16 protein-coding genes and 1 tRNA gene are annotated in these 21,721 nt (G+C 65.9%); 12 read left to right on the forward strand and 5 right to left on the reverse strand.

What is annotated here, in order from left to right:
* Positions 1 to 215 precede the first annotated feature (215 nt).
* A complete protein-coding gene (locus Pla175_RS10780) occupies positions 216 to 2,912 on the forward strand; it encodes a sodium-translocating pyrophosphatase (RefSeq protein WP_231954331.1) in 2,697 nt (898 codons plus the stop codon).
* 118 nt (positions 2,913 to 3,030) lie between these two features.
* Positions 3,031 to 3,119, forward strand: a tRNA-Ser gene (locus tag Pla175_RS10785).
* A gap of 743 nt (positions 3,120 to 3,862) precedes the next feature.
* On the opposite strand, the gene Pla175_RS10790 is transcribed toward Pla175_RS10785, so the two are convergent.
* The 4 genes from Pla175_RS10790 to Pla175_RS10805 all read right to left on the reverse strand — a co-directional run bounded on the left by Pla175_RS10790 (position 3,863) and on the right by Pla175_RS10805 (position 9,003).
* Entirely contained in the window at positions 3,863 to 5,425 is a 1,563-nt protein-coding gene (locus Pla175_RS10790; protein ID WP_197527414.1) for a sulfatase, read from the reverse strand.
* A gap of 150 nt (positions 5,426 to 5,575) precedes the next feature.
* On the reverse strand, positions 5,576 to 6,709 hold the full coding sequence (locus Pla175_RS10795; RefSeq protein ID WP_145284124.1) for a dockerin type I repeat-containing protein: 1,134 nt from the start codon (positions 6,707 to 6,709) through the stop codon (positions 5,576 to 5,578).
* Between the two features lie 97 nt (positions 6,710 to 6,806).
* Entirely contained in the window at positions 6,807 to 7,898 is a 1,092-nt protein-coding gene (locus tag Pla175_RS10800; RefSeq protein ID WP_197527415.1) for a DUF1559 domain-containing protein, read from the reverse strand.
* Positions 7,899 to 8,121: 223 nt separating this feature from the next.
* Entirely contained in the window at positions 8,122 to 9,003 is an 882-nt protein-coding gene (locus Pla175_RS10805; RefSeq protein ID WP_145284129.1) for a PEP-CTERM sorting domain-containing protein, read from the reverse strand.
* A gap of 302 nt (positions 9,004 to 9,305) precedes the next feature.
* Between Pla175_RS10805 and Pla175_RS10810 the strand changes: the two genes are divergently transcribed.
* Both Pla175_RS10810 and Pla175_RS10815 read left to right on the forward strand, forming a co-directional pair.
* Complete coding sequence (locus tag Pla175_RS10810) at positions 9,306 to 9,926, forward strand: sigma-70 family RNA polymerase sigma factor (protein ID WP_197527416.1); 621 nt, start codon at positions 9,306 to 9,308, stop codon at positions 9,924 to 9,926.
* Positions 9,923 to 11,257, forward strand: coding sequence for a hypothetical protein (locus Pla175_RS10815; protein ID WP_145284135.1), 1,335 nt, complete (start codon positions 9,923 to 9,925; stop codon positions 11,255 to 11,257). The genes Pla175_RS10810 and Pla175_RS10815 overlap by 4 nt, the downstream gene beginning before the upstream one ends.
* A 30-nt stretch (positions 11,258 to 11,287) precedes the next feature.
* Here Pla175_RS10815 and Pla175_RS10820 read toward each other — a convergent pair whose 3' ends face one another.
* Positions 11,288 to 13,078 (reverse strand): family 10 glycosylhydrolase, encoded by a 1,791-nt coding sequence (locus Pla175_RS10820; protein ID WP_197527417.1) that lies wholly within the window; start codon positions 13,076 to 13,078, stop codon positions 11,288 to 11,290.
* Between the two features lie 296 nt (positions 13,079 to 13,374).
* Between Pla175_RS10820 and Pla175_RS10825 the strand changes: the two genes are divergently transcribed.
* The 8 genes from Pla175_RS10825 (at position 13,375) to Pla175_RS10855 (ending at position 21,717) form a co-directional block, all read left to right on the forward strand.
* Positions 13,375 to 14,262 (forward strand): hypothetical protein, encoded by an 888-nt coding sequence (locus Pla175_RS10825; RefSeq protein WP_145284142.1) that lies wholly within the window; start codon positions 13,375 to 13,377, stop codon positions 14,260 to 14,262.
* A gap of 142 nt (positions 14,263 to 14,404) precedes the next feature.
* Entirely contained in the window at positions 14,405 to 15,544 is a 1,140-nt protein-coding gene (locus Pla175_RS10830) for a hypothetical protein (RefSeq protein WP_145284145.1), read from the forward strand.
* A gap of 38 nt (positions 15,545 to 15,582) precedes the next feature.
* Complete coding sequence (locus Pla175_RS10835; protein ID WP_145292049.1) at positions 15,583 to 16,560, forward strand: DUF1559 domain-containing protein; 978 nt, start codon at positions 15,583 to 15,585, stop codon at positions 16,558 to 16,560.
* Positions 16,561 to 16,588: 28 nt separating this feature from the next.
* The gene (locus tag Pla175_RS10840) at positions 16,589 to 16,990 is read left to right on the forward strand and encodes a hypothetical protein (RefSeq protein WP_145284149.1); all 402 of its coding nucleotides are present in this window, start codon (positions 16,589 to 16,591) and stop codon (positions 16,988 to 16,990) included.
* Entirely contained in the window at positions 16,987 to 18,714 is a 1,728-nt protein-coding gene (locus Pla175_RS10845; RefSeq protein WP_145284154.1) for an FAD-dependent oxidoreductase, read from the forward strand. The genes Pla175_RS10840 and Pla175_RS10845 overlap by 4 nt, the downstream gene beginning before the upstream one ends.
* Before the next feature lie 886 nt (positions 18,715 to 19,600).
* The gene (locus Pla175_RS26765; protein ID WP_261342814.1) at positions 19,601 to 19,732 is read left to right on the forward strand and encodes a hypothetical protein; all 132 of its coding nucleotides are present in this window, start codon (positions 19,601 to 19,603) and stop codon (positions 19,730 to 19,732) included.
* Complete coding sequence (locus Pla175_RS10850; RefSeq protein ID WP_197527418.1) at positions 19,708 to 21,057, forward strand: molybdopterin oxidoreductase family protein; 1,350 nt, start codon at positions 19,708 to 19,710, stop codon at positions 21,055 to 21,057. Before Pla175_RS26765 ends, Pla175_RS10850 begins: the two co-directional genes overlap by 25 nt.
* A gap of 9 nt (positions 21,058 to 21,066) precedes the next feature.
* Positions 21,067 to 21,717 carry a 4Fe-4S dicluster domain-containing protein gene (locus Pla175_RS10855; protein ID WP_145284159.1) on the forward strand — a complete coding sequence of 217 codons (651 nt, stop codon included), beginning with the start codon at positions 21,067 to 21,069 and terminating at the stop codon, positions 21,715 to 21,717.
* Positions 21,718 to 21,721: the final 4 nt, after the last annotated feature.

Here is a 21,721-nt window from a genome sequence, read left to right on the forward strand (position 1 = left end):
CATTTGCTCTGCTTGGCCGGCCGCATGTTGACCCCAGGATAGGGCGTCGCCTACACTCGGCACTCCTCTAAATGACCTAGAGGATAGGACTTAGGCGGCCCGTTGGTTGGCGGCCTCGTTTTGCTCGAAGGGCCTCAAAAACGGCGCCGTTGTCGCGTAAGACGCATTGCATCACACCCCAGGAAGGGCATCCCGTGGCGTTCTCATCAGTCCCCGTGTCTACTCGCACACCGCGACTTGTCTCTTTCCTGCTTGCCTTGTTGATCGGCGTCGCGACGTTGCAGCAAGCAGCCGCGCAGCCCCCCGGCGGCGACGCGCCTGCCGTCGGCGAGCCGGCGCCGACCTCCACGCTTGAGCCCGCGGCGCTGGCGTCGGACGACACCCGCACGATCGTCTGCTGGTCGATCGCGTTCATTGCGGCGCTCGTCGCATTGGTGCAGGCCCGCATCTTCTATGCGTCGATGATCGCCTCGGACGCGGGCAACCCCCGCATGCAGGAGATCGCCGGCTACGTCCGCGAGGGCGCCAACGCCTACCTGCAGCAGCAATACCGCGTGGTGGCCGCGTTCTTTGTGGTGATCGCGGCGCTGCTCGCCTACGCCGCGTTTGGGCTGAAGGTGCAGAGCCAGTTCGTGCCGTTTGCGTTCCTGTCGGGCGGGTTCTTCTCAGGCCTGGCCGGCTGGTTCGGCATGAAAACCGCCACCGCGGCCAGCAGCCGCACCGCGGCGGCCGCCAAAGACTCGCTCAACCTGGGGCTGCAGGTGGCGTTCCGCTCGGGCGCCGTGATGGGCCTGACCGTCGTCGGACTGGGGCTGCTGGACATCACGCTGTGGTTCGCCTTCCTCTACTGGATCTGGCCCGCCTGCGGCCAGGCGCCGCTGTCGCTCGTTGAGATCACCGTCACGATGCTGTGCTTCGGCATGGGCGCCAGCGCCCAGGCGCTGTTCGCCCGGGTCGGCGGCGGCATCTTCACCAAGGCGGCCGACGTCGGCGCCGACCTGGTGGGCAAGGTCGAGCAGGGCATCCCGGAAGACGACCCCCGCAACCCCGCCACGATCGCAGACAACGTGGGCGACAACGTCGGAGACGTCGCCGGCATGGGCGCCGACCTCTACGAGTCGTACGCCGGCTCGATCCTGGCGACCTGCGCCCTGGGCGCCGCCGCGTTCAGCAGCCCGACGCTGCTCCCGGAGGGGGTCAGCACCACCGAGGCCCAGTTGGGCGCCATCTTCCTGCCGATCGTCGTCGCCGGGCTCGGCATCCTGCTATCGATCTTTGGCATCTACCTGGTCAAGACCGACGAAAACAGCAGCCAGAAGAACCTGCTCGCCGCGCTCGGCAAGGGGATCAACGCCGCCGCTATCCTGTCCGCCATCGCGGCGCTGATCGCGGCCAAGCTGTTGATGCCAAACCTGTTGGGCATCGACCCGCTGCTGTCGATCCCGGGCGTCGGCTTCAGCATGCTGATCGGGCTGGCCGCGGGCTGGGCCATCGGCAAGTGGACCGAGTACGTCACCAGCGACGAGTACGCCCCCACGCAGCGGCTGGCCGACCAGGCCGTGACCGGCCCCGCGACCATCATTATCGGCGGCATCGCCGACGGCATGATGAGCGTCTGGTTCCCGGTACTCGTGATCGGCGCCGCCACGCTGGGGGCGTTCGCGTTCGCCTCCGGGGGCAACTTCTCCGACATGAACTACTTCGCGATCGGCGTGTACGGCGTCGGCATCGCCGCGGTCGGCATGCTCAGCACCCTGGGCATCACGCTGGCGACCGACGCCTACGGCCCGATCGCCGACAACGCCGGCGGCAACGCCGAGATGTCGAAGCTCGAGTCGTACGTCCGCGAGCGCACCGACGCCCTCGACAGCCTCGGCAACACCACCGCAGCCACGGGCAAGGGCTTCGCCATCGGCTCTGCGGCGCTCACGGCGCTGGCGCTGCTGGCCGCCTACGTTGAAGGGGTCCGCGTCGGCTTCGACCGCTGGGGGATCGACTTCGCCGAGCAGGTCTCCGCCTCGGACAACCCGTCGCCCGGCTTCTACAAACTCTCCAACCAGTTCGTCGTACGCCTCGACCGCGACTCGCAGGGCCAGGACGGCCCGCTCAGCTACGGCGAGGGCCTGCTGGTGATGCCCAGCCAACTGGTCGGCGCCGATTGGCAGAGCGAGTGGGGCCAGATCCCCGACGGCACGGCTCTGCCGGCCAGGCCCGGCAACGCCGATTCCTACATCGTGATGGACAGCGACCAGCCGGTGTGGAACCACGACGGTTCGGCGATGCAAACCACCCGGACCGCCACCCTCCCCCACTTCAACGACTTCTTCGACGTGACGCTGATGAACCCCCGGGTGCTGGTCGGGGTCTTTGTAGGTGCGATGGCGACGTTTGTGTTCTGTGCGATGACCATGAAGGCGGTCGGCCGGGCTGCCCAGGGGATGGTCGAAGAGGTCCGCCGGCAGTTCCGCGAGATGCCCGGCATCATGGACGGCTCCGCCCAACCCGACTACGCCGCCCCGGTTGAGATCAGCACCAAGGCGGCCCAACGCGAGATGCTGTGGCCCTCGCTGCTGGGGCTGCTGCTGCCGGTCGCCATGGGGATGCTCCTCGGCGTGGCGGGCGTGCTGGGGCTGCTGGTCGGCGCCCTGACCACCGGGTTCTGCGTGGCGGTGTTCATGGCCAACGCCGGCGGCGCCTGGGACAACGCCAAGAAATACATCGAGGCCGGCGCCCACGGCGGCAAGGGCACCATCGCCCACAAGGCCGCGGTGGTGGGCGACACCGTCGGCGACCCCTTCAAGGACACCAGCGGCCCGAGCCTCAACATCCTCATTAAACTAATGAGTATGGTAAGCGTCGTGGTCGCGGGCCTGGTGGTCCGCTACAGCCTGGCGGGCGGCAGCCTGTTCTAGCGGGAGGTCCAACCGCACGTTCCCCCCCGAGCCGCGGCTTGCCCGGAGCCGCTTGCCTGAAATGGGGGGGAATGTTTATGCTGGGCGAGAGATTGGTCGATGCAATATCGACCGCCACGGAGAGGTGGCTGAGTGGTCGAAAGCACCGGTTTGCTAAATCGGCGTGGGGTTCACGCCCTACCGCAGGTTCGAATCCTGTCCTCTCCGCTGTGTTGCGAACCGTCGCCGCAAGTCGTTTGAATAAAACGATTTGCGGCGACTGGTTTTGATGGACCAGTCGACTGGGCCAAACGACCGTCCGCAAACCACTCTGTCAGGGGGTCAGTCGCCGTTCCGGGCGGCCTTCGGCGCCTCCTTTCTCGGCGCCTCCTTTCTCGATGTTGAAACGGCTTCGTCACGGGTGGGAGGTCCGCCCGCCACTGTAGCGGTCACGGGGTTGACTGCACGACTCTGCCGACACGCGTCAACGTGCCGTAGATGGCAGTAGTTCCGAACCATCTCATGAGCAACAACTCGGAGGGCCCCGGGGTTGGCGCATGTTGAACAGAAGTAGTGCCGAAAGCTGTGCAGCCTGCCAGCGCTGAATCTTTGGCCGCCCTCCGGTGTCGGGAAGCTGGACGCAAGTGGGTCGGGGACGTCGTGCGCCAACACACGCCGCACGGTATCTGGGTCGGGCTCCTCACCCCGCGGCCCAAGGAAAGCGATTGCGCTCTGCTCCGTGGAGAAACCATCTTCTGAGGACCAGCACGTTGTGAGTTTCTCGGGCGTCGAGGTGCGCCGGCTCGCCGTCGTAGCCGGCGCCGGCCAGGAGCGTTGCCTCGCCAACGTAAGCGAACCACACAAATCGCTGGGGGAAGTCGCCTCACTGTGCGAGTCGCTACGGGGCGGCGTCGAATCTCTTGCTCAACTCGCCGCAGGACGCAGGTCATGAGAACGCCTGCGACCATCAACTATCGGGGCGGCGCGGCCTCGGCAGCGTGGGCTGCCCGCGGAGTCGGGTGTTCTTCCGCGACAACGGGCGTTTGAGGCGTCGGCATACGCACGGCCAGAGATTGGCGCCACTCCACCAGCGCTGCGTGCAATTGGTCTCGGCGGTCGGGCGCCGCCGCGGCGAGGTTATGGGATTCAGCGAGGTCGTCGGCAAGGTTGTAGAGCTCCAGGGTATTGTGCGCGGAGTCGACGCCGTACCACTCGATCAGTTTCCAGTCGCCCGAGCGCACCGCCGATCCGGGGCGCCCCCCTTGATTGCCGTAGTGGGGGTAGTGCCAGAAGACCGGCGCCCGTTGTTCGGGCCCGTGCTCAGGGGCGGCTTGCACCGATACGGCGTAGTCGTCGCTGTCGCGGGCTTGCCGGGGGTCGGGCGGCAGGCCTGCGAGAGTGAGCAGCGTCGCGTAGTGGTCCGCGCCAGAGACGACGCGATCGCACGCGGCTCCAACGCGGCCGGTGGCGGGCGCCTTGACGATCAGCGGCACGCGGATGCCCCCCTCGTAGAGCCAGCCCTTGCCCGCGCGCAGCGGGGCGTTGGTGGTGGGCCATCCCTCGTCGGCGGAGATTGCCACGTCGCCGGTCGAGAGCCCCCCGTTGTCAGAGGTGAACACCACGATCGTGTTCTGAGCGACCCCCGCCTCCTCGAGGCCCGCCATCACGCGTCCCACGGCCCTGTCCATCGACTCGACCATCGCTGCGTAGATCGCGTGGTCTTGGCGGACGCGGACCGGACCGTCGGGCGTTTGGCGCATTTCGTCGGACGAGAAACCCGCGGCGCGGCGTTTGGCTTCGTACTTGGCGACGAGATCGTCGGGGGCCTGCAGCGGGACATGCACCGAGTAAAACGCCAGATGAATAAAGAACGGCTTGAAGCGATGGGCCTGGGCAAACCGCACGGCCTCCTCGGCGAGCCGGTCGGGGAGGTGCTCGCCCGGCGGGCCGTCCGTCAGGCGAGGGTTGCCGTAGGGAGAGAAGTAGCCGTGGCCGGTGAAGGGGCCCCCTTGGCTCCAGCCCCCGGCGTTCACGTCGAAGCCTTGATACTCGGGCCAATAGTGCTCGCCTCCCAGGTGCCACTTGCCGGCGTGCAGGGTGGCGTAGCCCGCGTCTCGGAATGCCTCGGCGAGGGTCCGCTCTTCCAGTGGCAGCCGGTCAAGCGACTCGGCCGGCAAGAGCGGCGTGTCGCGTCGCCACTGCTTGGGACCGGGGTCGCCGATGTGGGCGGTCATGCCGATCCGCGCGGGGTTCTTGCCGCTCATTACCGCGGCGCGCGACGGAGAGCAGACCGGGCAGGCGGCGTAGGCGCTGGTGAAGCGGACCCCCTGCGCGGCGAGACGGTCGATGCACGGGGTTTCGTAGAAGGTGCCGCCGTAGCAGCCCAGGTCGCTCCAGCCCAGGTCGTCCGCCAAGATGAAGACGACGTTGGGTGGTCGCTTCGCGGCGCCATCGGGCCCGTTGTCGGCGGCAACGCAGGCAGAGCTGAACAGTGCACAGCCCAGCAGGGCGATTCCGAGCAGGGCGTGTTGCACAAGGCTTACCATATTGAGTCATCAAGGGGCCGGCGAGCCTGCCGGGGCGCCGCGCAGTTGGCGCGGCGCCCCCACGGCTTCCCCCTGCCCCTGGGGTAGCGGACGGGTCTAGCGGCGACGACGCGCTGCCGCTCCAGCGTCGATGGACGGCTACCTCTGCGTGAGGGCATAACGCCTAAACGCGAGCGGCAAGCCGACCGCGGCCAGCAGAAGCACCAACCCTGAGGGTTCCGGCGCCGCCGCGACGCCGGCGACCGCTAGCCCCGGGGTCGTGCCGAACTTGCTCTTCCAGAACGTGTAGTCGGGGCCGTCGATCACGCCGCTGCCGTCGCCGTCGGCGGCGGCAAAGGGCGCCACGCTTTGAGTGAGCGTGTCTCGCCACATGGTGTAGTCGGCCGCGTTGACCTGACCGTCGCCGTTATAGTCGCCGGTGTTCTGGGGTGAAACGACCGTCGAGAGCGTGGCGATCACCAGGTTGTCGATGCGCACCTCGCGGTCGAGGTTCTCGGGGGCGCCCTGGTCTTTGTTGGACGAGAATGCGATGTAGGCTTCGCCGTCGTTGTCCCAACCGAAGCTGTAGTTGGCGAGCGGCTGCCACGTCGATGCGCCGAGGGTCACAAAGATGTTGGCCGTAGCCGTCTGCCCGGCGCCGCCGAAGGCCGGTGTAGCGATCTCGATCCGGAAGTGGTGCTCGACATTGGGGTCGCCGCCGTTCGCCCATTCGCCGGTAAACGCGACGTCGAACGCGTTGGGGGAGTCGTCTCCTTCAAAGATCTCCATCACGGTAGAGGTTCCGGCGGAGTTGATGCCGCCGAACAACACGCCGAAGTCAACGGTGTCTTCGACCGGCAGAAAGACGCTGTTGTTGTCTGGCGGGACTAGCACGTCGGTGCTTTCGGCCGAGGTCTGGCCGATGGCCAGGCCCAGCCAGCCGTTGGAGAGGTCGGCGATCGTGGCGTCGAAGTCGATCGAGAGCCCACCGCCAGAGATGACGCGCGAGTCGGCGGCCCAATCGTGCTGGATCTCGGCCCAGCCGGAGCGGAAGCGGGCCTTGTCGCCATCGACATACTGGTGTCGGTTCCCGTCGCGGATGGCGGGGCCGATCTCGTACGTCTGAACAATGGTTCCTCCCAGCGGGTTGCTGTTGCTCCCCCACGAGGACGAAGCAAGGGGATTGACCACCCCGTCGATCTTGCCGTTTTGGTTCGGCGTGCCCGACACTCGGTTGAAGTCGTCGCTGAAAAGGATCGTTTGGGCCGACGCCAGATGAGCGATGCAAAGCATCGCGATTGTCGCCAAGCAACGACGAATAGGTGGGTTCGCAGTTTCCATGTCTGGTGCTTCCTGAGATGCTGATAAGCAGTCTTGTAAACAGGGGCCGTTACAGTCCCAGGTCGACGGTCTCACCGCCGTCGCGGGTGCTGGCGGACTTCCACGCGAGCGCATCGACGTCGTCTGAGATGAACTGCACCGAGGCGTCGCACAGTACTACGTTCACTCCGCCCGGGTGACGGCTGCGACTCGTGAGGTACGAAGTCGCGTCCGCGCCGCTGGTCAGGCAGGGCAGGCCCTGGTCGGGGCGGTCGACGCAGGCGCCGCGGTCGCTGCTGCCCTCGCCGCTGTTGGGGGTGAACTGGGTCATCACCTGGTAGGTGGTGGCCACCTCGCCGTTCCAGATACGACCCCGTCGATCGACCATTCCCGCGTCCTCGGAGGGCGCCTGGATCAGCTCCATCATTGCTAGCGTCTTGCTGGTCCCATCGGTGATCTGAGAGATCTTGGCGCCGAAGCCCTTCCGCACGGCCGAAGCGCCCGAGCCGCGATTCACGAAGAAGAAAACGCCGCGGTTCTCGTCCTTCAGCGGGTCGAACGCGGCGGTCTGACCGGTCAGCGCCTGGTCGTCGTACGAGTCGTTGTAGCGGAAGCTGCCGTAGTTCAGCCCGTAGCTCCCCTTGGCGTCTTTGGTGTCCGCGGAGTTGGTGCCGTCGTTCACCGCGTTGAGCATGATGCGGGCCTCGTCGCTGGGGCACTGCCAGGTGGGCAGAGGGGCGGCGATCTGCTGCAAGACCGCCAGCGGCTGCTTGTTCCAGCTCACCTTCTGGTTGTAGAGGGCGAACCGGCTCCCCTCCTCCATGTAGGGCATCGTGAAAACGCAGAAGGGGTGGTAGATGTCGTCGCTCGTGGCGGTGGTGCCGTTGCTGTTGTAGCCCACGCCCGGCGGGAAGCTCTTGTGCGAGTCGTGGTAGTTCATCATCGCGATGCCGTGCTGCCGCATCTGGTTCTTGCAGCTCGTGCGGCGGGCCGCCTCGCGGGCGCTCTGCACCGCGGGCAGCAGCAACGCCACCAAGATCCCAATGATGGCGATCACCACCAGCAGCTCTACCAGGGTAAAGGCCTTCTGCGTCTCCGCTCGGGGCGCCGGCCGTGGCGCTGTCGTGCGGCGATCCGTCGTACGGCACTGTCCCTGCGACATTTGAGATTCTCCAACCGTGTTAACGCTTAGGCCCCGACCGCCGTGCCAGGCTTGGGGAACGGATAAGTCGTGCGAAGAGGGCATGGTGACGCGCCGTGGATCCGCCCGGCACAGAGGGAACTCCCCGGCGCCGCTGAATCTTACGAAAAAACTGTGAAGAACCGCTGCAGTACATTGCCGGCCGACCGGCGACCCGGTCGGCCGGCGCAAGAATTACGCGGCCTTACGAACGGCGGCGACGGAGCATTGCCAGCCCGCTCAGTCCGGCCAATAGGATCCCCGCCGGCTCGGGAACGGGAGGCGCCGTGGCGGTCACGACTAGGTTGTCGATGTACGACGCAGTAAATAGGTTGGTGGCGAAGGCTAGATCGCCGAACTCGGCGCCGCCAGCAACTGTGCCCGAGTTTAGCAAGTTGCCATCGACCGTGACTTGATAGTCGACACTCCCGAGGTAGTTGCCCGCAACAGCGGGGGCGAACTCCAGAAGGACGCTGTGCGCGGCCGCTGGATCGACATAGTTGAAGTTGCCTTGCAGCGCGCCGGCGGCGAAGACCTGCATGTTGGCGGGGTTGCCCTGCGCGGCCTGCTGAAAAAGCACGGCGAAGCTTGAATTGCCGGAGACCTCGAAGGGGCTGAACTGGTTCACGGACTCGTTGTAGCCGGTTCCGACCGAGACAAAACCATTGCTCGCGGTGGCGACGATGGCCGTGTCGATGCGGCTGAAATCGAAGGCGACGCTGAAGCCGTTGGGAGCCAGCCCGGCGACGGAACTGGTGGTGTGGGCGGCGCCGGAGTAGAGGTAGGCCCGCGCCCCGTTGATGACGAACTGAGCGCCGCCGGTCGGCGCGGGCGAGCCGGTCCGCCCTGCGTTCCAACTCACGGCGAGCGAACCGCCCAGACCGTTGTCTGCGGCGCCCCAGCTAGACGACCCGTTGCCGGCGCCGGTGGGGTTGCCGTTGGCGTCGCCGCTGCCGGTGGTGCGGCTGAACGTGTCCGAATAGATGACCGCCGCGGAGGCCGACTGCGTCCAGAGGCCGGTGGCCATCAGGCAGGCCGTGCCGACCGCAAAGACACGAACGTTCTGAACAAGACATTTCATCGACATTAGAACACTCCTCGGGTGAAAATGGGTGAGTCGTACAGGACCGTTCGAGACGCGGAAGACGCCCCCGCGACAGGTCGGGCCCCGTAGCGACCCTCTCGTCTCTGCGAACGTCGGGTGCGGATAAGTCGTGCGAAAAGTAACCGTTGCAGGCCGGGGATTGGCCGGGCATGAAGGGAAACTCCTCGGCGCCAGCAAATCTTACGGAGAAAGCGAAAAAGAACCGCCGTGACGGCGGTCGATGGATTCGGCGCCCCGAAACCGATTTTGTCCGTAAGATGGCCGTCGGCGCTGGAGTTATTCACATGACGCTTCGCTCGCGAGCACACCCCTCTCTTCCGAACATCAACCGCATGCCCCGCGAGCCGGACGAAGCCCCGCTACGCCCCACCCCGCACGCACCCGCGCTGACGGACCACGACGAATTTGTCATGAACCTGATCGCCTCACAAAACCGGCTTTACGCGTATGTTCTTTCGCTTCTTTTCGACCGGGATCGGTCGCGCGACGTGCTGCAACAAACCAACCTGGTGCTCCTAGAAAAAGAAGCAGACTTCGAGCGAGGGAGCAACTTTTTTGCGTGGGCGGCGCGGGTGGCCTACTTCGAGGTGCTGGCCGATCGCCGCCGGCGGGTCCGCGACCGTCACCTCTTCAGCGACGAGCTGCTCGCCCTGATCGCCGCCCAATCGACCTCGGCGACGGCCGACCTCGACCGACGCGCCTCGGCGCTTGCCGAGTGCCTCAAGCGTTTGTCGCCTGAACACCGCGACCTTCTTATCCAGCGCTACCGTCCGGGCGGCGGGGTCGCGGCGCTGGCCAAGACCTTGGGCAAGACGCCGAACGCGGTGTCGGCCACGCTCCATCGGATCCGCTCGGCGCTGGTCGACTGCGTGGCCCGCAAAATCAAGATCGAGCCAACGACGTGACCCACCCCAGCCAACATCAGCCCCTCGGCAGCGAGCGGCTCCGGCGTCTGCTCTCCTCGGTCTGCGACCGCCAGAGCGACGCCGAGACGCTTGAGCAGGTGGAGCAGCTACTCAGTGAGGATCCCTCGCTCATCGCCGAGTACGCCGACTACGTGGCCACAATGGTGCTGATCGAGCAGCAATATGGGCTGACGTTGTTCGATGCAGACGGTCGGGGCGCCGCCGCGGACCACCGACCGGCAACGGCGGAAGGGTCCGTCGTGGGTGAGCAATCGGTGCGGCCGCGGCGGCAGCGTGGTCGGACGTCGTCCCGGTTGGCTGGGTACCTCCCCTGGGCGGCGGCCGCATCGCTGCTTTTAGCGGTCGGGCTCGGCCTTACGCACTGGTCCCCGGAACCGCTGGCGCGCGTTGTGGCGGCCAGCGACGCCCGTTTAGCCGAGGGGAAGAAGCTGAACGTGGGCGCGGGGATCGGCGCGGAGGGGCTGTGGCTTGAGCAGGGATCGGCCCGACTCGCGCTGCGCAGCGGAGCGATGATCGCGGTCGACGCCCCCGCCCGGCTGAGCGTTACAGGAGAGAACGCAGCAGAGCTCGGCGTGGGCGCCGTGAGCGTTCACGTCCCCCATTCGGCGCACGGCTTTCAATTGTTGAGCCCCGCGGCCACGATCATCGACCTGGGCACCGGGTACCGCGCTGTCGTCTCGGAAGGTGGCGGGCTGTCCGTACAGGTGACACAAGGGAAGGTGCGGGTTGAGCCCGCGCAGGGTCCGCCGCTTGAGCTCCGTCCGGGGCAATTCGCGGCGCTGGGCGCAGGCGCCCAGCCCTCCCCCAGCAAGCCGAGCGTGTCTGGGCAGCTACGGTTCCTCGACGAGCACGTCGAGTCCCTTGGCTACGACGCGTTTATCCACGACAACGTAGCGTACGTTTTCCTCGAGTCGCACGCCGTCCGATTGCCCTACGAACTGCGGCTCGACGTCGCGCGTCCGGGCCGCCACGTCGACCTGATGAGCAGCAACGACAAAGCCCTTGAGGGGGACGTGGTGGACTGCTACCTGCTCCACAGCGCCCCGCGTTCGGCGCGGCACGACGTGAGCGGGACGGTTCGGTTCAATGGCCGGATCGTCGGGCTGATCTGTGAGGCCGACCGCTTGAACGCCACCAACGAGTTGCTGGGAGCGCGGTGGACGCTGAGCTGTCGGCACCCGGAGCGCGGCTCCGAGTCGTACCCCGATCCGAACGCGGACGAAGTGACGATCAGCGGCGACCGGCGTCAGCTCTCGGTGCACTTCCGCACGATGTCTATTGACCAGATCCGCGTGCTGGTGGCGCCGTGATAGGGCTGCGATCCTCGATGAGACTTGTCTTCACGGCAGTCGTGGCGCTGGCGGCATCACCGTTGGCCGCGTCGCCCCCTGACGACGCGTGGCAAGCCCGATGGATCGGGTGCGAAGGCGCCGAGGCGCCCCCGGGCGTCCGTCTGCTGATGGTTGAACACCCTGGCGAACGCTAGCCGTCTTTGCAACAGTCGTCCGCCGCCTAGCGCCTATCAAGACTGCGGTCAGGACCCAAGCCGCAGGCTCCGGCACGCTCCTGGCCGGCGCCCCGGGCCGTCCCGCGACGGCGAAGCCGAGTCGCCACCGATCGAGGTCGAGGCCGTCGATCCGCAGGTCGCCGTTGGCGTCCGCGCGAAGGTCGAGCGTCGACCCCAGCGTGTCTCGCCACACGGTGTAGTCGGCCGCATCCACCAGCCCGTCTCCATTGAAGTCAGGGGTTTGAAGCGGTCGGCGATCGATCAGCAGCTCGACCTGCGTCGCGCCGGCCACCTGAAAGTCGGCGTCTCCTAGTCCTAGTGACGCGGTGGCGAGTTCGGTCCACAGGCCGTTTTTCTCCGCAACGATGCGGTAACGTCCCCCCTGCGCTACCGTGAAGCTCCAGGAGCCGCTGCCCGGCGCCGTTTGCGAACCGACCACGGCAGGGGGTCGCCAGCCGGGGCCGAAGAACGGGTTGTCCGCCTGCCCCTGGCCCGCGACGTCGTAGTACGCGGAAAGCTGCGGGCCGTACAGGTCGCGGACCGCCGAGCTGTACCAGATGCTGTGCCCTGCGGCGCCCTCAACACGGACGCGGTCGATCATCGCCTGGAGATCGGCATAGGGGGTGTTGGCGCCGCTGCCGTTGGCCCGCAGCCCGACCACCAACTCGTCCCGCTGGCCGGGATCAAACGGCGCCAATTGGGCGCCGAGCGTGGCGTTGAAGCTGTTGATGTTGTCTCGGTAGACCTGCGGGGCGTACTCGTCGAACAGGCCGGCGTTCTGCCAGGCGGGCCACGGGGCGTTGTACTCGGTATCGGAGAAGCTGGTCACCGACGGCGCTACCGACACGTGCAGCCCGGGCCGGGCTGCTTCGATGGCCGAGGTTAGTTCGGACGCGAACAGCGTAACCTTGCTCTGTCGCCAGGCGCGGAAGTTGGCGTCGTTCACGCTCGTGGGCAGCGAGCGCCCCGTTTCTTGCAAGTACAGGGCGGCCGTTGTGCTATCCCAACCAAACTCCTTGGGCCACGCCAGCCGGTCGTCGAACTGCACGCCGTCCAGGTCGTACCGCACGACCGCTTCGAGGGTAAGGTCGATCAAGAACCGGCGTACTTCTGGGACGGCCGGGTTCATCCAGGCGAACTGGTTCGAGCTGTTGCCGTACTGGCCGCTGGCGTCCCGCAGCAGCCAGCCGCGGTCGCGCATCGTGACGGCCAGCGGGTTGCTCGGGACCCCGCCAGAACCAACAAACTGAGCCGCGAAGCCGTACTCGAACCACCCGATGTACTCCATCCCGTTGCGGTGCGACTGGATCAGGGTTTCTTGCACCAAATCGCGGCTGCCGAGGAATGTCGATCGGTCGGGACCCCCCGTTAGGGAGGAAAGGGTTTGGGAGGGGAAGTTGGAGTAGCCGTTCTTCCAGGTCTCCACATAGGCGGTGTTGAGCCCGATCGCTCGCAGGTCGGCTATCACCGCGCCAGTGTTGGCGCCAGACTTGATGTGGTCGGGACCGGTGGTGGTGAGCCACGTGCCGCGGACCTCGGCCGGCGCCGCGAGGGCGCCCTGCACCAATGTAACTAAGAGGATCGCTGTCGGCGCCGCGGCCCTGGTGAAGAAGTTGAAAAGCACGCCGTTCTCGCATCTCCAAAGCGTCGGAAAGGGCGCCGCGTTGCGAACAGAGACCCGACCCGCTCCAGCCCAACCGTGCGCCCGCGCGCCCAATCGTGCGCACATGTGCATCTTACCCGGCGCCTCGATCGCGGAAACCGACATGCGCAAAACCGCGAGCGAAGTGCGCACTATTTGCTAGTCAATCGGGCCGGCCGTCATTATCGTGTAAGTACAGCCGTGTGACGGTTGCCGCGTTGAGAAATCCGCTTTTCATTTTGCGGGCTTGGCCCGCGTACACCTGGGAGATTGTTCTAATGACACGTTATTGCTTTGCGCCGTTGTTGGCGCTGATGGTCGTGCCCATCGCGGACGGCGCGTTGGTCGCTTACGACCCCTTCTTGATTGGCGACAACCGCGCGGCGGGACAGTACTCGGTCAGTACTGACATGCGAACGATGGGCGCCGCGGCGTTCGGTTGGGTCGGCACCATGGGCGTCGACGGCTTCGGTGTTCCCCACGCCGGCAGCACCAGCAACTTCCAGGCAAACGCCACGGGCGAAGACTCTGCCGCGGTCAGCTACGAGCAAGGCGGACGCTTGGCGTGGCTCGGGTCCAACAATTCTGTCTTCAACCGAAACCTCACCCGCCAATTGAACCCAACGCCTGCCTCGTCGACTTGGTGGTTTAGCATCATGACCAATCGCCTTGGGTGGGGGCCTTCGGCATCCTTCATCGGCAATCAGTACGCGGTCGGCGGCTTTACAGACGCCAGCAACTCTGGCCTGCAAGTCGGCTACGACGACACGGCCGGCAACGACATCCCAGACCTCGTGTTGCGCGCCGGGGGCGTTAATACCGTTCTGCTGGCTGACGCCCCTTCCAGTGACAACCAGTTCGTCATTGTTAAGCTCGACGTGAATACGTCCGGCAACGACACCATCAGCGTCTGGACCGACCCCTCGACCGTCTCTCCATTGGGCGCCCCGAGCCTAGTGCTCAACAGCTTCAACGTTAGCGACTCGTTGACCCCTTTCACGCAGTCACGGTACGAGTCTCCCGCCCAGTCGGGCGTCACGTACTGGGACGAGATCCGTCTCGCGACCGACCTGCCGAGCCTGATCGGTGTGCCGGTGCCCGAGCCCGCGAGTTGCGTGCTCATGGCCTGCGCGGCGGCCGGCCTTGCCGTTGTCCGCCGTAAGTAAGAATGCCGTTGTGGGGGCCGCGCCACCCGGGCGCGGCCCCCGCGCTTTAAGTCATTGGTGGCGTGGCGGTCGCAGTGGGCCCCGCCCTCGACGCGCTTTGTTTCCCAGTTCCTCCCAAGCCGCTTTCACCGAGAGAAGTTTCATGGCCTCTCCTGGCTGTCCGTTCCGATCGTCCGCTGCGTTGATCGCCGCCGTGTTGCTGTTCGGGGCCGGCCGAGCCGATGCGGTTCTCGTGGCCTACGATCCGTTCCTCACAGGGGATGACCGTCCCGCGGGTCAGTATTCTCCTGCGCCTACCGTGGCGCCGATCGTTGCCGACATCCGCACCCAGGGCCCCGCGGCGCTCGGCTGGGTCGGAATGAATAGCATCGACGGCTTCGGAATTCCACACACCGGGACTACGAGCAACTTTCAAGTGAACGCCACCGGCGAGAACTCCCCCGCAGTCACGTACGAGCAGGGAGGGCGGATGCAGTGGCTCGGCGTCGGGAACTCACCCGGTGACCGCAACATCACCCGGCAGCTCAACCCAACCCCAGAGTCTTCCGAGTGGTGGTTTAGCATCATGGTCAATCGGCTCGGCTGGGCAGATCCGCCCGCAGCGGCCACGAGCACGTTTGTGGTGGGGGGCTTTACGGACGCCGGCGGCAACGGCTTGCAGGTGGGCTTTGACGACTCCGCCGGCGATGGCATCCCGGACCTCGTTCTCCGAACGAATCTCGCGAACAACGTGCTGATCGCTGACGCCGGCCCCAACAACAACCGCCTGGTGCTGGTCAAGCTGGAAATCAATACGTCCGGCAACGAAAACCTATCGATCTGGGCCGACCCTGACACGCTGAACCCTCTCGGCGCCCCGACCGTAGTGATCAGTGACCAGGATATCTTCAGCACGCTCAACCCGTTCACTCAAAGCAAGTACGAGTCGCCCGGCCAGTCGGGCGCCGCGTTCTTTGACGAGATCCGCCTCGCCACCACCTTTGAAGACGCCACCGGCATTGTCCCGTCAACAGGCACTCCGGGCGACTACAACGACGATGGCTTCGTCGACGCGGCAGACTACACCGTCTGGCGAGACAACCTCGGCACAGCCGCCGTGCTGCCGAACGACCCCACTGGTGGGACGATCGACACGGCCCAGTACGACACCTGGAAGACCAACTTTGGCCTTCCAGCGACGGGCGCCGTGGGGGGCGCGGCGGTTCCTGAGCCGGGCGCTTCGCTAGCCCTGCTGCTCTGTTTGGGCGCTGCGGGGCTGGGATTGACGCGACGGGCCCGGTAAGATTCCACTCACGCACCCCAGGACGAGGGCACGCTGCGATGTCGTATTCTCTTGCTCGCCGCCACGGTTTCACGCTCGTTGAGCTGCTGGTCGTGATCGCCATTATTGGCATCCTCGTCGCGCTGTTGTTGCCGGCGGTTCAATCCGCCCGCGAGGCGGCACGCCGCGCCCAGTGCTCCAACAACCTGAAGCAGATGGGGCTTGCGTGCCAAAACTACATGGGGAGCTCTGGCGAGAAGCTCCCCTATGGCTACGCCGGCAAGCCGCCGGCGCCGCCGTCGCGGAACTTCCAGAAGCGCGGCGTGTTCACCGAGCTGCTCCAGTACATGGAGGAGCAATCGACGTACAACCAGATTGTGTTCGACTACACCGGCAGCCCTTATTCGGACCCCGCCGCGAATATCGTGGTCGACGGATTTGTTTGTCCTTCATGGACCAACCCGAAGATAAAGTCAGACGCTCCTTTCGGTTTCGAGTACCAGAACGGCGCGCTTGTCACGTACGCTGGGGTCGGCGGCGCCCTTACTGGGGGATCGAACCAGGAAGATCTGCTGTCCGACGGATCGTCGATTAATGGGCCATTTACCATCGAGGTTAGGTCGGGCGCCGGCGGAGCCGAGTACTACGGGAAACAGCGGAAGGCTCGGCAGATCACGGATGGCCAGAGCAAGACGGCGTTGATCGGTGAGTTCGTACATAGTGACTGCGCCATCCCCCCTTTGGCCGATCCCACGAGCAATGTCCGGCCTTGGTACCTCGCGGGGTCTCAGCCGAGTCTTTCCACGATCCCGTCGATTTACGGCGTGAAGTCATTGGAAAGCACTCCCAACACCTGTCGACAGCGCAATGTCACCGCTGTGTGGAACGTGCTCCCGATGGGGAGCTTTCATCCTGGAGTGACGCAGTTCGCATTCGTTGACGGCAGCGTTCATACGATCGCCGACGATGTGGAACGAGACCTGTATCGTTCGCTTGCCACCGTTGATGGAGGGGAGGTTGAGTCCAGCTCGCTCTAGATTCAGCGTCATAGTAGGCGCCGTGTTAATGGCCGCACCGATCGGGTGCGGCGAACGACCCGATCTTGCGCCTGTGTCGGGCCATGTGACCCTGAATGGCAAACCACTTGACTTTGGCGTTGTGCTCTTCTCTCCGAGCAAGGGGATTCCGGCGCAAGGAGAGATAAAAGAGGGCGGCGCCTTCACCATGGCGTCCCTCCACCCCGGGGATGGCGCGCTTGTTGGCAATCACGAGGTGAGCGTCCTCTGCTTTAAGGGGCACGATCCGAAAGCCCAGGCGGACAAGCAAGTGGGCGAAGTCTCTCTCGGTCCATCGCTCATCCCGATCAAGTACACCCGCTCCGGCATGAGCGGTCTGACCGTCGAGGTCCCCGCCGACGGGATCGAAGACTTCAAGATCGAGCTCAGCTCGAAGGGCCCCGGCCGATGAGGCACGCGGTAATCCAGCCGGCGTGGCTCGTTGGCCTCGCCGTGGCGCTGATGGTGCGGCCGATGCCGGCCGCCGCGCCAACCGAAGTCCTCACCCAATTCGAGGTGGTCATCGCCGGCGGCTCGACCGCGGCGATCGCCGCCGCGTTCACGGCGGCGGAAGAGGGGGCGAAGACCGCGCTGCTTGAGCCGACCGATTGGATCGGGGGGCAGCTCACCTCCTCGGGAGTGCCGGCGGTAGACGAGGCCTGGCACAAGCTCACCGACCCCGACACGGGAGAGGTGCTGCTGGACGTCGCCCGCGTCGCGCGCGACCCGGCGAACATGACGCCGTTCTTTCGCGAAGCGCTCGCCAAGATCGGCAACCCGGGTCGGGGCTGGGTCAGCCGCTACTGCTTCGAGCCGCGCGTGCTGCTCGAGGGCTGCCTAGAGCCGCGTGAGCGGTCGCTCTCCGGAAAGCTGACCGTCTTCCGCAACACGGTCGTCAAGCGCGCGTCGGTCGATCCCGAGTCCGGCCAGATCACCAGCCTCACGGCGATCGAGCGTACGCCGCGTCCGTCCACCCCCGACGGCGGGTACGACCGCCTCCCTTCCCAGGACCTTGCCGATTGGTATTCGGAGAAGGACTCCCCCCGCTTCGCCAAGCGGGTGCTGCGATTTACGGCCGCGTCTGCGCAGAAGCCTGCCGTCTTCGTCGACGCCACCGAGTGGGGCGAGCTGCTCGCCCTTAGTGGGGCGCCCTATCTGCAAGGGACCGAGGCCGAGGAAGGGGAGACCGCCTCCAACGACCGCTGCGGTCAGGCGATCACGTACGGGTTTGTTCAAGAGATGCACGCCGCGCCGGTCGCGAAGCATCCAACCATGCCGAAGATCGACAACCTCGGGCTGGGCGCCTACCGCGACAAGCCCGACGCCTGGGAGCGGATCTGGACCTATCGGCGGCTGCGCGGCGCTCAGGACAAGCCCTCGCCGGGCGACCTGACGCTGCAAAACTGGGGCTACGAGGGCTCCGCCGGCGAGGGGGGGAACGACTACCCGTTCGGCTACGTCTTCCTTTCCAAGGCCGACACGGCGAGACAAACCGCCGACTGGCGCGGCGGTGTAGACACCAACGTGCTGGCGGCTGCCGAACAGCGCGCCCTCGCCTGGCACGAGTGGTTCCGCAACGCGGCGCCGGAGGGGATCGATCCCGATCAGATCACCCTCGCCCCGCAGGTGTTTGGCGCCGCCCACGGGCTCGCCAAGCTGCCGTACATCCGCGACACGCGTCGATCGGTGGGGGTCGATGGCTTTGTGCTGCGTGTCAGCGACCTGATCGGCCCCGCTTCACAACAGACCGGCACAAGGTTCCCAGACCGCGTCGCCCTGGGCGCCTACGCGGCCGACATCCACCCGCTCGTCGGCTGCAGCTACCCCGCTTCGCTCGAGGTGAACCACCCTACCCTTCCCTTCTACATCCCGTTGCGGTCGCTGACCAACGACGGGCGCGGCAACCTGCTGGTGGCCGGAAAGACGATGGCCCAGACGTTTCTAGCCAACTCCGCCACCAGGCTCCACCCGATCGAGTGGTCGAGCGGATGCGCCGCCGGGGTTGCCGCGGCCATGATGGCAGAGCACGGGTGGTCGAGCCGCGAGGCGGTCGCCAAAGCCGAACGAGTTCAACTCCGCGTGCGGCGGCACACGCCAATCGAGTGGAAACGTCCCCGCGCGGCGGCGAACAAGTAGGCGTGAGGTCGCTCGGCAGACGTAAGTTCTTGCGCTCCCCCTGTTACGCGACACGGTGGGTAACGCGCGGACGAGTGGACTAGGAAAGGGATGCACGCGAGAACGGCGCTGCGTCATTCCATCCACTTACCCGGGGGCTTTATTGCGATGTTGCTCGCTTCTAGGCCGCTGCGTGGGCCCGGCCCTCGACGTGGAGGTAGTGCGATAGCACGGACAACCAGAACAGGTGAGCGTCTCAATCTGCTCATCGCTCAGTTGGCGGGCGTGGCGGAACGCGTCTGCGCCGCGCTCCGGCTTCCAGGGTGGCATCAGTTTCCGCCCGACGACCAGGGCGATCTGTTTGGCGCGTCGGCGGGCGTCTTGGTACGTGAGCAGCGAGAACGGGGCGATCTCTCCCTCGCGGTGGCAGACGGCGCAGTGTCTGGCGCCGGGGGCCAGCCATCGACCCACGAGCCTGACGCGCCAGGCTCCGGCTCAGGCATTGAATCTGGCGCTGCGGCCGTTGCTTCTGGCCGGTCTGCCGACGCGGTGACTTCCCTACCACCTGGCCGATCGCAACCGAGCGACGCCACAAACACAGCCGGCGCCAGCCAGCAGGATATTCCTAAGGGTGAACGCATCAGAAGGCTTTGGCTGTCGGCGCCGTACGGCCTTTTCTTCGGTTTCAGTGTAGGAAGCCGCGCGTCAAGTAGCAATTCGCTCGCCCTGACGCACAGGGTCGCGTCGAGTAGGAGCCCCCGGGCGCTGGGCTCGGTAGGTGAAGAGCCTAAGCCGAGCCTTCGGGCCGCCGAAGCGGAGTCAACCGTTTCAAAACAGCCCGCGGCCGGATTGGTCGAAGTAAAATCGACTTCTGCGCTTTTGGAAAGCTGCCATCGCCGAGGCGGGCATGCGATGTCGCCACGAAGGGACTGAGCGGGACTTCGAGTCGCCCGATGACTTGCGGTTGGACCGCGACCCCAACGACAACCTGCTCTACGGCGCCGGCATCCACGTTTGCCCGGGATCGCCGAGAAGCTGATCGAGCAGGCCGCCGAGTGGTGGGGGACCGCGTCCACCAGCTTCCTGATGCACGCCCGCGGAATCGAGCACCACAGCCACGGGGTGCAGAACGTGCTCGGGGCGATCAACATCGTGCTCGCCTCCGGACGGATCGGCCGCAAAAACTGCGGCTACGCCACAATCACCGGGCAAGCGAACGGGCAGGGAGGCCGCGAACACGGCCAGAAGTGCGACCAGCTCCCCGGCGCGCGCGACCTCATCAACCCAGAGCACCGCGCCCACGTCGCCAAGGTGTGGGGCGTTGCTCCCGACGAGCTTCCGCAGCCCGGCGTCGACGCGTACGAGTTGTTCCGCAAGATCGACCGGGGGGAGATCCGCGCCCTGCTGTCGATCTGCTTCAACCCGCTGGTCTCGCTGCCGGACAGCAACTTCGTCGGCAAGATGCTGGACAAGCTCGACTTCTACGCCGCGATCGATTTCTTCTTGAACGACACCGCGCGTCACGCGGACATCGTGCTCCCCGGGTCGCTACAAGAAGAGGACGAGGGGACCGTCACCCAGATCGAGGGCCGGGTAATCAAGATCAACCAGGCGGTCGACCCGCCGGGGGACGCCACCCAGGACTGGCGGATCATCCAGGACATCGCCGCGGCGCTCGGTCGGCCTCATGGATTCGAGTTCCAGAGCCCCCGCGAGATCTTTGACGAGCTGCGCGAGGCGAGCCGGGGCTGGATCGCGGACTACTCCGGCATCACCTACGAGAAGATCGAGCTGCAGTACGGCGTCTGCTGGCCCTGCCCGTCGGACGACCACCCCGGCACGCCCCGACTGTTCGAGCCGGGCTCGTACAACCCGGTGGCCCAAGGCGCCGGGCCGTACTATTTCCCGGACGGGAAGGCCCGCTTCAACACGGTCGAGTACGCCCCTCCTACCGAGGATGTTGACGCCGAGTACCCGGTGATCTTGACCACGGGCCGGGTAGTGAGCCAGTTCCTCAGCGGCACGCAGACCCGGCGCATCGGCCCCCTGGTCGATCAGTACCCGGCGCCGCGTGTAGAGATCCACCCCAAGCTCGCCGCGCGGCTGGGGATCGCGGACGAGGACTGGACCACCGTCGCCTCGCGACGCGGCGAGGTCACGCTGCGGGCGAAGATCGTCAAGAGCATCCGACCGGACACCGTGTTCGTGCCTTACCACTGGTCGGGCGCGAAGAGCATCAACCGGGTCACCATCGCGGCTCAAGACCCGATCTCGAAGATCCCCGAATACAAGGTGTGCGCGGTGCGCGTGGCGAAGGCCGCGGCGGCGCCCGACTACGCCGACGAACTAGAACCCCAGCAGTAAGGGGCGACAATGCCTGTTGCGGCGGACCAGCTCTTCTTCATCGATCCCAACCGGTGCATCGGTTGCGAGGCGTGCGTGCAGGCGTGCTCCGAGTGCGACACGCACAAGGGGCATTCGATGATCCACCTCGAGTACGTCAACCGCTACGAGTCGCCGCAGACGCTGCCGGTGGTCTGCATGCACTGCGACTCGCCCACCTGCGCCGAGGTCTGCCCCGCCGACGCGATCAAACGCACCGAAGACGGCGTGGTGCAGTCGGCCCGCAAGCCACGGTGCATCGCGTGCAACAACTGCGTGCTGGCGTGCCCGTTCGGCGTGCCGAAGATGGAGACACGGATGGAACTGATGATGAAGTGCGACATGTGCTACGACCGCACGTCGGAGGGCAAGAAGCCGATGTGCGCCACCGTCTGCCCCAGCCAGGCGCTCCACTTTGGCACGATGGAAGAAGTCGAAGCGCTGCGGCCCAACTCTCATCCGATCAACTCGTTCCAGTTCGGTCAGCAAACGATCCGCACGAAGGTCCGCATGATGGTCCCGCGTAACGCCAAGGTCACCCATCTGGACGTGGCCGCGGGGATGTTTGTCGATGAAGCAGAGGACGACGCGGACGACGCGATGCTGTCCGGAACGCTCTATGAGCTCCCCATATGTTCGTAGGCCA

The organism is Pirellulimonas nuda (assembly GCF_007750855.1).
GTDB classification, from domain to species: Bacteria; Planctomycetota; Planctomycetia; order Pirellulales; family Lacipirellulaceae; genus Pirellulimonas; species Pirellulimonas nuda.

Bases quoted from the DNA above. Each gene is read 5' to 3' on its own strand.
- Pla175_RS10795 (WP_145284124.1), bottom strand. From the start codon at position 6,709: ATGCTTTGCATCGCTCATCTGGCGTCGGCCCAAACGATCCTTTTCAGC.
- Pla175_RS10800 (WP_197527415.1), bottom strand. From the start codon at position 7,898: ATGTCGCAGGGACAGTGCCGTACGACGGATCGCCGCACGACAGCGCCA.
- Pla175_RS10805 (WP_145284129.1), bottom strand. From the start codon at position 9,003: ATGTCGATGAAATGTCTTGTTCAGAACGTTCGTGTCTTTGCGGTCGGC.
- Pla175_RS10810 (WP_197527416.1), top strand. From the start codon at position 9,306: ATGACGCTTCGCTCGCGAGCACACCCCTCTCTTCCGAACATCAACCGC.
- Pla175_RS10825 (WP_145284142.1), top strand. From the start codon at position 13,375: ATGACACGTTATTGCTTTGCGCCGTTGTTGGCGCTGATGGTCGTGCCC.
- Pla175_RS10830 (WP_145284145.1), top strand. From the start codon at position 14,405: ATGGCCTCTCCTGGCTGTCCGTTCCGATCGTCCGCTGCGTTGATCGCC.
- Pla175_RS10835 (WP_145292049.1), top strand. From the start codon at position 15,583: ATGTCGTATTCTCTTGCTCGCCGCCACGGTTTCACGCTCGTTGAGCTG.
- Pla175_RS10840 (WP_145284149.1), top strand. From the start codon at position 16,589: ATGGCCGCACCGATCGGGTGCGGCGAACGACCCGATCTTGCGCCTGTG.
- Pla175_RS10845 (WP_145284154.1), top strand. From the start codon at position 16,987: ATGAGGCACGCGGTAATCCAGCCGGCGTGGCTCGTTGGCCTCGCCGTG.
- Pla175_RS26765 (WP_261342814.1), top strand. From the start codon at position 19,601: ATGCGATGTCGCCACGAAGGGACTGAGCGGGACTTCGAGTCGCCCGAT.
- Pla175_RS10855 (WP_145284159.1), top strand. From the start codon at position 21,067: ATGCCTGTTGCGGCGGACCAGCTCTTCTTCATCGATCCCAACCGGTGC.